This window comes from Streptomyces phyllanthi (assembly GCF_009377205.1).
Taxonomy (GTDB): Bacteria; Actinomycetota; Actinomycetes; order Streptomycetales; family Streptomycetaceae; genus Streptomyces; species Streptomyces phyllanthi.
Map to the genome: position 1 here is coordinate 23359 of NZ_VJZE01000049.1, position 10329 is coordinate 33687.

Here is a 10329-nt window from a genome sequence, read left to right on the forward strand (position 1 = left end):
GGACCGATGAGTGCAGGTACGAGCACGAGTACGAGCAGCAGCGCGGACACGGAGGCCCGTGTGCCCTTTCTCTCCGTGCGGGACCTGAAGGTCCACTTCTCCACGGAGGACGGTGTCGTCAAGGCGGTCGACGGACTCTCCTTCGGCCTGGAGCGCGGCCGGACCCTCGGCATCGTGGGCGAGTCGGGCTCCGGCAAGTCCGTCACCAACCTGGCGATCCTGGGCCTGCACGACCGCGAGCGCACCGCGCTCGACGGGGAGGTCCTGCTGGACGGCAGGGAGCTGCTGACGGCGGCCGAACGGGACCTGGAGGCGCTGCGCGGCAACACCATGTCCATGATCTTCCAGGACGCCCTGGCCTCCTTGTCGCCGTACCACACGGTCGGCGCACAGATCGCCGAGACGTACCGCAAGCACACCGGTGCCTCCCGGCGTGAGGCGCGGGCCAGGGCGGTCGAGATGCTGCGCCGGGTCGGCATCCCGCAGCCGGACATGCGGGTGGGCGACTACCCGCACCAGTTCTCGGGGGGCATGCGCCAGCGCGCGATGATCGCGATGGCCCTGGTGTGCGATCCGGAGCTGCTGATCGCGGACGAGCCGACCACGGCCCTGGACGTGACGGTGCAGGCCCAGATCATGGATCTGCTGCGGGACCTCCAGCAGGAGTTCGGCACGGCGATCATCTTCATTACGCACGACCTGGGTGTGATCGCGAACCTGGCGGACGACGTCCTGGTGATGTACGGCGGCCGGTGCGTGGAGAAGGGTGGGCGCGCCGAGGTGCTGGGGGTGCCCCGGCACCCGTACACCCTGGGTCTGCTGGGCTCGATGCCGAGTCTGGACGGCCCGGTGGACGTGCCGCTCTCCCCGATCCCGGGCACTCCGCCCTCCCTGCTCGCCCCGCCGCCGGGCTGCCGTTTCCATCCGCGGTGCGCGTTCGCGGAGAAGGTGCGGGACGCGCTGTGCTCCACGCGCCGGCCGCTGCTGGAGCCGGTGGACGGGCACGGGACGGCGTGCCACCTCACGGCGGGGCAGCGCCGGGAGTACTTCGCCGACTACCGGGCGGCCCGGGTCAACTGACGTACGCAGTCACCGGACGTACCGCGGCCACCTGACGTACCGCAGCCATCTGACGTACGGCAGTCATCCCACGGACAACAGAAGGAACTTCACGCGCATGACCATCACGGACCCCCTCCTGGACGTCAGCGGCCTGACCAAGCACTTCCCGATCCGTGGCGGCTTCCCGTTCCCCCGCACGGTCGGCGCCGTACGGGCGGTCGACGGACTGGACCTCCAGGTCGCCGAGGGCGAGAGCCTGGGCCTGGTCGGCGAGTCCGGCTGCGGCAAGTCGACGACGGGCAGGCTGATCACACGCCTGCTGGAGCCGACCACCGGCCGGATCACCTACGCGGGCCGGGACATCACCCACGCGAACCGCAGACAGCTGGCCTCCGTCCGCCCGGAGATCCAGATGATCTTCCAGGACCCGTACTCGTCCCTCAACCCGCGCCAGACGATCGGGAGGATCGTCGCGGCCCCGATGGAGATACACGGCATCAGTCCGGCGGGCGGCCGTGAGCGGCGCGTACGCGAGCTCCTGGAGCTCGTGGGCCTCAACCCCGAGCACTACAACCGCTTCCCGCACGAGTTCTCCGGCGGCCAGCGGCAGCGTATCGGCGTGGCACGCGCGCTGACGCTCTCCCCCAAGCTGATCGTGGCGGACGAACCGGTGTCGGCCCTGGACGTGTCGATCCAGGCCCAGGTGGTGAACCTCCTCCAGACCCTCCAGAGGGACCTGGGCATCGCCTTCGTCTTCATCGCCCACGACCTCGCGGTGGTCCGCCACTTCTCCCAGCGGGTCGCGGTGATGTACCTGGGCCGCGTCGTGGAGATCGCGCACCGCTCCGACCTGTACGAGAACCCGCGCCACCCCTACACCCGTGCCCTGCTCTCCGCGGTCCCCGAGGTGACCGCGGAGGGCGCCCCGCCCCGCGACCGCATCCGGCTGACGGGCGACGTCCCCTCCCCCATCGACCCGCCCTCCGGCTGCCGCTTCCGCACCCGCTGCTGGAAGGCGACGGACCAGTGCGCCGCCAGGACGCCTCCGCTGGCCCGGATCGAGGGCGACGCCACGGGCCACCTCACGGCCTGCCACCACCCGGAGACGGTGGAGAAGCCGGCTGCCGCCCAGGGCCCCGCGACGCCGGGATGATCCAAACGACAGGCCCTAGCCGAGTTCGCCCCGCTCCACGCAGAACTCATTGCCCTCGGGGTCGGCCAGGGTGACCCAGCCGCGGCCGTCGGGCCGGGTGTGGTCCGCGATCATCCGCGCCCCGAGCCCGATCGCCCGCTCGACCTCCTCCGCACGGGTGCGCCCCTGCGGACGCAGGTCGAAGTGCATCCGGTTCTTGGCCGTCTTGCCCTCGGGCACCCGCACGAACAGCAGGCCCGGACCACCGGCGGGATCCGCGATGAGCGCCTCCGGATCACCGGGCTTGTCGTCGTCGGCCAGCGGCCGGCCGAGCAACTCACTCCAGAACAGCCCGAGATCGTACGGATCTCCGGTGCAGTCGAAGGTGACATGACGGATGACGGGGTTCAACTGGCGCCTCCCGGCGGCTTGTTGTGGTCGCCTTACTGAATGGTCGCGCAGAACATTTCCCGCTCGTCGTCCCCGTGTCGAGCGATTAACTGAGCCATGCCCCTTCACCTGCGCAGAGCGGCCCTGCCCGATGGAGTCGGGCAGGGCCGTTGGCAGGAGATCAGGCTCAGGGATTGAGATCGAGTACTCGGACCGGACTCCCCTTCCAGCTCTCCGGGGCGACGGTGGCGACGACCGCCCCGTCGGGCCGTTCGGGCGTCGGCTGGGCCACGTACTCGATCTGTGCCGGGGCCCAGGTGGTCTCGCGTGCGATGGCGAGGGCGGTAGGCAGATCCAGATCGAGGACGACGATGCTCGGCAGCGCGGCGATGTGCTCCGCTGTACCGGGCCGAATCCGGTCGGCCTCGACGAGCGCGCACGTGGGTGCGTACAGGAACCATCCCGGCGCGGCATGCGCGCGATGGATCAGGCGGGAGGCCAGGGCGTTGCCGGCTCCGGCAGCGACCATGGCCGTGGCATCGAGGATCACATGCAAAGAGTCGGTCACGGAGCAGCCGCCTTGGCCAGCCGCCGGTCGAGCTCGGCGTCCAGGCCGGCCTGCTCATCCTTACTGGGGTCGTACCCGTTCCATGCCCGCAGCACGGCGCGGGCCCGCTCGGCCCGCTCGGCCCGCTCGGCAGGGGTGAGCAGCGAGTCGGCAAGCCGGGCAAGATAAGCGCGCAGCGACAGGCCCTCGCCGGCCGCTATCTCGGCCAGCCGGTCACGTGCCTCGGCGGGGATGCGGACGTTGGCGTCAGGCATGACGAGACTCCTCCCACTCATCCACCCAGGGTACGGGTACGCACCCGTACCCATCCACCATTCCCTCCAGTCGCCCACAGCACGCCCCGGCCATCTCATCGCCGCCGGGCTGCCCGCCGAGACCGCCGTCGGTGCCGCGAGCTGGACCGCCCGCGCCTTTCTCGGCCTCGGCGGCCTGGCCGAGGGCGGACTCGCCGACATCACGGTCTACGACACTGACCCCCGCCGCGAACCGGCGGCCCTGCGCCATCCCCGGCTCATCGTGCTGCGCGGCCGTGTCGTGGGCCGGATGCCCTAGGAGCCGTCCGACGAGCGGTCGGCCACAACGACCAGCCCGCGCCGGTACCGCGTACCCGGGCGACCATTGATGCTGATCTCGGCCACGGGCGTGAACCCGTTGCGGGCGAGGACGGTCATGGACGCCCGGTTGTCGTGAGTGGTGACCGCGGTCAGGACGCAGAGCCCGTACTCCTCGGCGGCCAGGCGGCACGCTTCCGTGACCGCGGCCGTCGCGACGCCCCTTCCCGTGGCACGCTCGCCGATCCGGTAGCCGAGTTCGGCGGTCCCGTCCTCGACGTCCACGAGGTTGACCCGGCCGATCAGGTTTCCCTCGTCGTCCATCACGAGATGGAAGTGGCACAGTCCCGCGTCCTGCTCGGTGAGGAGGGCGCGGTGGCGGGAGGCGAATTCGGTGAAGTAGGCGTCCCCCCGATCGGGGATCGACCGCGCGAAGTAGGCGCGGTTCTCCCGCTCGAACGCCAGCAGGGCGTCCGCGTGATCGGCCCGGAGCCGCTCCAGTCTCAGCATGTCCGGCAGCATACGTACCGGTGTTCACCTCCCGCTCCCGCGGTGTGTGCCGTACCGCCAGGCCTCTACCAGCGCCCTTTCACCGGTCTCGGCCAATGGGCCGCGGCATTCGTATCAGCGTGTCATTTCCGCAGGCCACAAGGGGTCATGCGCCGTTGACGGGTGCGGACATCCGCTGGTAGACACACTCAGCACCCCCGCTGACGTCACCCGGTCAAGCCCGGTCAAGCCCGATCAAGCAGCCCGACAAGCCGTCCCTGTTGCGAGCGATGACGCGAGGTCACCCCCCATGAACACACAAGACCAGCACGGCAGAGCGCGCCCGGGCCCCCGCGGCCGGCGGTCCCGTACGCTCCGGTTCGGCACCGCCGCCCTGATGTTATGGGCCGGTCTCGCCACCCCGCTGGGCCCCGCGCCCCAGCGGGCCGAGGCGGCTGAGGACAAGCAGGTCCTCACCGTGGCGGTCGCGCAGAGTGTCGACTCGCTCAGTCCCTTCCTGGCGTCCCGCCTGGTCAGTACGAGCATCCACCGGCTGACGTACGAGTACCTGACCAACTACGACCCCAAGGACGCCCGTCCGATCCCGGGCTTCGCCACCAAGTGGTCGCCGTCCGCCGACAAGCTCACCTGGACCTACACGATCCGCTCCGACTCCACGTGGTCGGACGGCAAGAAGGCCACCGCCGAGGACGCGGCCTGGACCTTCAACAAGATAATGACCGACGAGGGCGCGGCACCCGCGAACGGCAGCTACGTCACCAACTTCCGGAAGGTGACGGCCCCGAGCCCCACCAAGCTGGTCATCGAACTGAAGAAGCCCCAGGCCACCATGGCCGCCCTCGACGTACCGATCGTGCCCAAGCACATCTGGGAGAAGGTCGGGGACTTCTCGGAGTTCAACAACGACAAGACCTTCCCCATTGTCGGCAACGGGCCCTTCGTCCTCACCGGCTACAAGCCCGACAGCTATGTGCGGCTCAAGCCCAACAAGGACTTCTGGCGCGGGGCACCGAAGTTCGACGAGTTGGTCTTCCGGTACTACAAGGACGGTGACGCGGCCGTCGCCGCCCTGCAGAAGGGCGAGGTGTCCTTCGTCCAGGGTCTGACCCCCGCTCAGGCGGCGGCACTGGAGAAGCAGAAGAACATCAAGGTCAACGACGCGCCCGGCCGCCGCTTCTACGCCCTCGCCACCAACCCGGGCGCCCGCACGAAGGACGGTGAACGCTTCGGCGACGGCCACGAGTCGCTGCTCGACGAGAAGGTACGGCACGCCCTGTTCATGGCCGTCGACCGCGAGACCATCATCGACAAGGTCTTCCAGGGGCACGCCGTCAAGGGCGAGGGATACATCCCGCCCCGCTTCCCCCAGTACTTCTGGAAGCCGTCGGCGGGCCAGGAACTCGCCCACGACCCGGCCAAGGCGGCCCAGCTCCTCGACGAGGCGGGCTACAGGAAGAACGGCGACGGCAAGCGGGTCGGCAAGGACGGCAAGCCGATCAACTACCGCGTCCTGTGCCACGCCACCGACCCGAACGACAAGGCGGTCGGCCAGTACCTCACGGAGTGGTGGGGCGAGCTGGGCATCGGTGTGACGCTCAACTGCCTCGACAACGTGTCGGACCCGTGGCTCGCCGGCACCTATGACCTCGCCTTCGACGGCTGGTCCGTCAACCCGGACCCGGACTTCGTGCTGTCGATCCACACCTGCGCCGCGCTTCCCACCACCCCCGACGCCATCGGCGCGACCGACAACTTCATCTGCGACAAGAAGTACGACGACCTGTACGCGCAGCAGCTCGCCGAGTACGACCCGGCCAGGCGGGCGGAGATCGTCAAGCGGATGGAGTCACGGCTGTACGACACCGGGTACATGAACGTGATGGCGTACCCGAACGCCGTCGAGGCCTACCGCACCGACCAGATCAAGTCCATCGAGACGATGCCCAGCGACGCGGGCAACATCTACGGCCAGGACGGTTACTGGAGCTGGTGGTCGGCGGTTCCGGCCGCCGCGGAGGAGTCGTCCGGCGGTTCCGGCTCGACCGGTGTCGTCGTCGGCGTCGTCGCGGGCGTCGTGGTCCTCGCGGGCGCCGGGGTGTTCCTCGCGATGCGCCGCCGTTCCACCGCCGACGACCGTGAGTAGCCGATGACCCGACCAGCCGTACAGTCCCGGTGGTGGGGGGTGGGTGGCCGTCATGACCGCTGACGCGGCATCCGCGGCCGCCTCCGCGCCCGCCGGCGCGCCCGGAGGTCCGGCCCGCGGGCCACGGGCGCGCACCGGGGCGTCGTACCTCCGCTACGGTGCGGGAAAGGTGGGCGGCGCGGCCGTCTCGCTGCTCGCCGTCCTCCTCACCAGCTTCTTCCTCTTCCGGCTGATCCCCGGCGACCCGGTCAAGTACATGACGGGCGGCCGCCAGGTGTCGGCGGAGCAACTGGCCGCGTATCGCAGGGAGTTCGGGCTCGACCTACCGCTGTGGGAGCAGTTCACGGACTACTGCCGCAAGGCACTCACCGGGGACCTCGGCACGTCGTACCAGTTCCGGGCGCCCGTCATCGACAAGATCACCGAGGCGCTGCCGAACACGCTGCTGCTCACCGGCACCGCGTTCGTCCTGTACACCGCGCTCGGCATCCTCCTCGGTACGCGCTCGGCGTGGCGCCACGGCGGGCTCGGCGACCGGCTCAACACGGGGCTGGCGCTGACCCTGTACTCGATCCCGTCGTTCTGGCTGGGTCTGCTGCTCATCATCGTGTTCTCGGTGGGCATGGGCCCGGTCCCCGGCCTCTTTCCCACCGGTGGCATGGAGTCGGGCGGCGAGGAGGGCTTCGCGTACGTCGTCGACGTCGCGCACCACCTCGTCCTGCCGGTGGTCACCCTGGTGGCGGTCGACTACGGGCAGACGCTGCTGGTCACACGCTCGGCTCTGCTCGACGAGATGGGCAGCGACTATCTGACGACCGCGCGCGCCAAGGGGCTCAGGGACGACCTGGTCCGGCGCCGGCACGCCGTACCGAACGCGCTGCTGCCGACCGTGACGCTGGTCTTCATCAATCTCGGCCGGACCGTCGCCGGGGTGATCCTCGTGGAGACCGTCTTCTCCTGGCCGGGCCTCGGCGGGCTCTTCTACCAGGCGCTGAGCGTGCCCGACCTCCCCCTCGTCCAGGGGCTGTTCTTCGTCTTCGCCGCTGCGGTGATCATCATGAACACCCTGGCCGACCTGATCTATCCGCTGCTCGATCCGAGGGTGGGCCGATGACGACGGAAGCGACTCCCCCGCCGGACGCGACTCCGCCGACGGACGCGACTCCCCCGGTGGCCAAGGACGGTGGCGGTGGCGGTGCCGGTGCCGGTCCGCGGGCGCTCGCCCGGCAGCGCCGGCTGCGCTCGGTCCTCCGCTTCTGGCGGCAGTACCGCACCCATCGCGCCGGGCTCCTGGGCCTGGCCGCGCTCGTCCTCTTCGCGCTGACGGCGCTGACCGCGCCGCTGACGGTGGGCTCCGACGTGGCCGGTGTGACCGGCGCGCCCGGTCGGCCACTGGAGAGCCCGAGCGGGGAGTTCCCCCTGGGCACCGACCGGTTCGGGCGCGATCTGCTGGGCCTGCTGGTGTGGGGCTCCCGGGTGTCGCTGCTGGTCGGACTGCTCGCGGCGGTGCTGTCGGTGGCGATCGGCGCGCTGGTCGGGATCACGGCTGGGCACTTCCGCGGGGCGTACGCGACCGTGATGATGCGGATCACGGACTGGTTCCTGGTGATGCCGACGCTGGTGCTCGCCATCGCGCTCGCCACGGTCATGTCCCGCTCGCTCGGCACCATCGTCCTGGCGATCGGCGTCACGTCCTGGCCGACCACGGCACGTCTGGTGCGGGCACAGACACTGGCGGTGGAGTCACGGCCGTACATCGAACGCGCGAAGGCCCTCGGCGGCGGGCACTGGCACATCATGTCCCGGCACGTGCTGCCCAACGTGATGCCCCTGGTGCTGGCGCAGACGACCCTCATGATCTCCTCCTCCATCCTCGCCGAGGCGACGCTCGCCTTCCTCGGTCTGGGCGATCCCACGGTGGTGTCGTGGGGCGGTCTGCTCCAGGAGGCGCGCGAGGCGGGTGCGGTCAGCTCCGGTGCCTGGTGGTACCTGGTGCCGCCGGGTGTCGCGATCGCCGTGGTCGCGCTGGCGTTCACGCTGTGCGGCCGTGCGGTGGAGTCCGTGCTCAACCCCAGGCTGGGGGTGGCCCGTTGACGCTGCTGGAGGTACGGAACCTCGAAGTGACGTACGGGGGCGGAGCGGCGGCGGTGCGGGGCGTCGACCTGTCGCTGGCGGCGGGCCGGAAGCTCGGTGTCGCGGGCGAGTCGGGCTGCGGGAAGTCCACCCTGGCGCTCGCGCTGCTGAGGCTGCTGCCGTCCGGGACGCGGGTCGGCGGGGAGATCCTGCTGGACGGCGAGGACGTGCTGACGATGCGGTGGGGGCGGGTGCGGGCGGTCCGCTGGGCGGGCGCGTCGATCGTCTTCCAGGGAGCGATGCACTCGCTGAACGCGGTACACCGTGTCGGCGACCAGATCGCGGAGCCGATCCTGCTGCACCGGAAGGCGGCCACCGCGGCGGTCGCGAGGAAGAGGACCGGCGAGCTCCTGGAGCACGTCGGCCTGCCGGCGTCACGGGCATCGGCGTACCCGCACGAACTGTCCGGCGGCCAGCGCCAGCGCGTCATGATCGCCATGGCGCTGGCCTGCGATCCCCGGCTGGTCATCGCCGACGAGCCGACCACGGCACTGGACGTGATGATCCAGGCGCAGATCCTGCGGCTGATCGGACAGCTCGTCACCGAACAGGACGTGGGCCTCGTCATGATCAGCCACGACCTCTCGGTCCTCGCCGACACCTGCGACCGGCTCGCGGTGATGTACGCGGGCCGGGTGGTCGAGGAGGGCCCGGCCCGGGAGGTGTACGAGGACGCCCTGCACCCGTACGCCAGGGCCCTGTCGGCGGCGTTCCCCCGCGTCGGCGACCCGACGTCCCGCTTCGCCCCGCGCGGCCTGCCCGGAGACCCTCCCGACCCGTCGGACCTCCCCTCCGGCTGCGTCTTCCACCCGCGCTGCGCGGCGGCCCTGGAGACATGCGCGTCCCGGGACCCGGAGTCGCGGGACGCGGGCGGGGACCGGAGGGCGGCGTGCGTCCACGTGGAGCCGACGGATGCGAGGAGTGGCACCCCATGACGACACCGTCCATGACGACACCGTCCCCCGTACCCCTGCTCAGCGCCCAGGGACTGCACGTCACCTTCCGCGGGCGGCACGGTGCCGCGCCGGTCCGGGCCGTGGACGGTGTCGAGCTCGACATCCGGCCCGGGGAGATCGTCGCGCTGGTGGGCGAGTCGGGCTGCGGCAAGACGACACTGGCGCGCTCACTGCTCGGCCTGGTACCTCCGACCGGGGGCCGCGTCAGTTTCGGCGGGAAGCCGCTGACGTACTCCTCACAGGCCCTGAAGGCGCACCGCAGGCGGGTCCAGCTGGTGCTCCAGGATCCGAGCGGGTCGCTGAACCCGCGGCACACGGTGTACGACGCGGTGGCCGAGGGCCTGCGGATCCACAGGTGCGGGGGCGACGAGCGGGCCATGGTCACCGAGGCCCTCTCCCGCTCGGGACTCCGGCCCCCCGAGCGCTTCTTCCTGCGCTACCCGCACGAGCTGTCCGGTGGCCAGCGCCAGCGCGTCGTCATCGCCGGCGCGCTCGTCCTGGAGCCCGAACTCCTCGTCGCCGACGAGCCGGTGGCCTCACTGGACGCGTCCGTGCGGGGCGAGATCCTGGCGCTCCTGCTCCGCCTGCGCGCCGAACTCGGCCTGTCCGCACTGGTGGTGACGCACGACCTGGGCCTGGCGTGGAACATCGCCGACCGGGTCGCGGTGATGTACCTGGGCCGGATCGTGGAGACGGGCGATGTCGAGCAGGTGCTGACGGCACCTCGGCACCCCTACACCCAGGCCCTCCTGTCCGTCCTGCCGGAGGCCCCGGGCGACCCGGTGATCCTCACCGGCGAACCCCCGGACCCGTCCCGCGTCCCCCCGGGCTGCCGCTTCCACGCCCGCTGCCAGATCCTGACGACCGGCGAGGCGGAACGGACG

At 70.8% G+C, this 10329-nt stretch carries 12 protein-coding genes; 8 read left to right on the top strand and 4 right to left on the bottom strand.

Annotated features, from left to right (window positions below; translation table 11 throughout):
* Positions 1–6: 6 nt before the first annotated feature.
* Together FNH04_RS10410 and FNH04_RS10415 are read left to right on the top strand one after the other, a co-directional pair.
* Positions 7–1080 (top strand): ABC transporter ATP-binding protein, encoded by a 1074-nt coding sequence (locus FNH04_RS10410; RefSeq protein ID WP_152782635.1) that lies wholly within the window; start codon positions 7–9, stop codon positions 1078–1080.
* Between the two features lie 97 nt (positions 1081–1177).
* A complete protein-coding gene (locus FNH04_RS10415) occupies positions 1178–2215 on the top strand; it encodes an ABC transporter ATP-binding protein (RefSeq protein ID WP_152782638.1) in 1038 nt (345 codons plus the stop codon).
* A gap of 15 nt (positions 2216–2230) precedes the next feature.
* Here the strand turns inward: FNH04_RS10415 and FNH04_RS10420 are convergent, their stop codons facing one another.
* The 3 genes from FNH04_RS10420 to FNH04_RS10430 form a co-directional block, all read right to left on the bottom strand.
* On the bottom strand, positions 2231–2605 hold the full coding sequence (locus tag FNH04_RS10420) for a VOC family protein (RefSeq protein ID WP_152782640.1): 375 nt from the start codon (positions 2603–2605) through the stop codon (positions 2231–2233).
* Between the two features lie 166 nt (positions 2606–2771).
* Entirely contained in the window at positions 2772–3113 is a 342-nt protein-coding gene (locus FNH04_RS10425; protein ID WP_194236622.1) for a PIN domain-containing protein, read from the bottom strand.
* Positions 3114–3148: 35 nt separating this feature from the next.
* Positions 3149–3406: a hypothetical protein gene (locus tag FNH04_RS10430; protein ID WP_152782643.1), complete on the bottom strand. Its 258-nt coding sequence runs from the start codon at positions 3404–3406 to the stop codon at positions 3149–3151.
* Here FNH04_RS10430 and FNH04_RS10435 point away from each other — a divergent pair.
* Complete coding sequence (locus tag FNH04_RS10435; protein WP_152782646.1) at positions 3405–3704, top strand: hypothetical protein; 300 nt, start codon at positions 3405–3407, stop codon at positions 3702–3704. The two genes, FNH04_RS10430 and FNH04_RS10435, sit on opposite strands and share 2 nt — an antisense overlap.
* On the opposite strand, the gene FNH04_RS10440 is transcribed toward FNH04_RS10435, so the two are convergent.
* The gene (locus FNH04_RS10440; RefSeq protein ID WP_194236621.1) at positions 3701–4213 is read right to left on the bottom strand and encodes a GNAT family N-acetyltransferase; all 513 of its coding nucleotides are present in this window, start codon (positions 4211–4213) and stop codon (positions 3701–3703) included. The two genes, FNH04_RS10435 and FNH04_RS10440, sit on opposite strands and share 4 nt — an antisense overlap.
* Positions 4214–4502: 289 nt before the next feature.
* Here FNH04_RS10440 and FNH04_RS10445 point away from each other — a divergent pair, with 289 nt between their 5' ends.
* The 5 genes from FNH04_RS10445 to FNH04_RS10465 all read left to right on the top strand — a co-directional run.
* Positions 4503–6356 (top strand): ABC transporter substrate-binding protein, encoded by a 1854-nt coding sequence (locus FNH04_RS10445; protein WP_152782652.1) that lies wholly within the window; start codon positions 4503–4505, stop codon positions 6354–6356.
* Between the two features lie 52 nt (positions 6357–6408).
* Entirely contained in the window at positions 6409–7470 is a 1062-nt protein-coding gene (locus FNH04_RS10450; RefSeq protein ID WP_152782654.1) for an ABC transporter permease, read from the top strand.
* Positions 7467–8450, top strand: a complete 984-nt coding sequence (locus FNH04_RS10455) for an ABC transporter permease (RefSeq protein WP_152782657.1) — start codon at positions 7467–7469, stop codon at positions 8448–8450. The genes FNH04_RS10450 and FNH04_RS10455 overlap by 4 nt, the downstream gene beginning before the upstream one ends.
* Positions 8447–9424, top strand: a complete 978-nt coding sequence (locus tag FNH04_RS10460) for an ABC transporter ATP-binding protein (protein ID WP_152782660.1) — start codon at positions 8447–8449, stop codon at positions 9422–9424. The genes FNH04_RS10455 and FNH04_RS10460 overlap by 4 nt, the downstream gene beginning before the upstream one ends.
* A gap of 11 nt (positions 9425–9435) precedes the next feature.
* Positions 9436–10329, top strand: an 894-nt coding sequence (locus FNH04_RS10465; RefSeq protein ID WP_152782676.1) for an ABC transporter ATP-binding protein, incomplete at its 3' end; no start/stop codon positions are given.

Excerpts from the sequence above, each read along its gene's own strand:
- FNH04_RS10415 (WP_152782638.1), top strand. The coding sequence starts at position 1,178 with ATGACCATCACGGACCCCCTCCTGGACGTCAGCGGCCTGACCAAGCAC.
- FNH04_RS10440 (WP_194236621.1), bottom strand. The coding sequence starts at position 4,213 with ATGCTGAGACTGGAGCGGCTCCGGGCCGATCACGCGGACGCCCTGCTG.
- FNH04_RS10435 (WP_152782646.1), top strand. The coding sequence starts at position 3,405 with ATGACGAGACTCCTCCCACTCATCCACCCAGGGTACGGGTACGCACCC.
- FNH04_RS10425 (WP_194236622.1), bottom strand. The coding sequence starts at position 3,113 with ATGGTCGCTGCCGGAGCCGGCAACGCCCTGGCCTCCCGCCTGATCCAT.
- FNH04_RS10455 (WP_152782657.1), top strand. The coding sequence starts at position 7,467 with ATGACGACGGAAGCGACTCCCCCGCCGGACGCGACTCCGCCGACGGAC.
- FNH04_RS10450 (WP_152782654.1), top strand. The coding sequence starts at position 6,409 with ATGACCGCTGACGCGGCATCCGCGGCCGCCTCCGCGCCCGCCGGCGCG.
- FNH04_RS10430 (WP_152782643.1), bottom strand. The coding sequence starts at position 3,406 with ATGCCTGACGCCAACGTCCGCATCCCCGCCGAGGCACGTGACCGGCTG.
- FNH04_RS10410 (WP_152782635.1), top strand. The coding sequence starts at position 7 with ATGAGTGCAGGTACGAGCACGAGTACGAGCAGCAGCGCGGACACGGAG.
- FNH04_RS10445 (WP_152782652.1), top strand. The coding sequence starts at position 4,503 with ATGAACACACAAGACCAGCACGGCAGAGCGCGCCCGGGCCCCCGCGGC.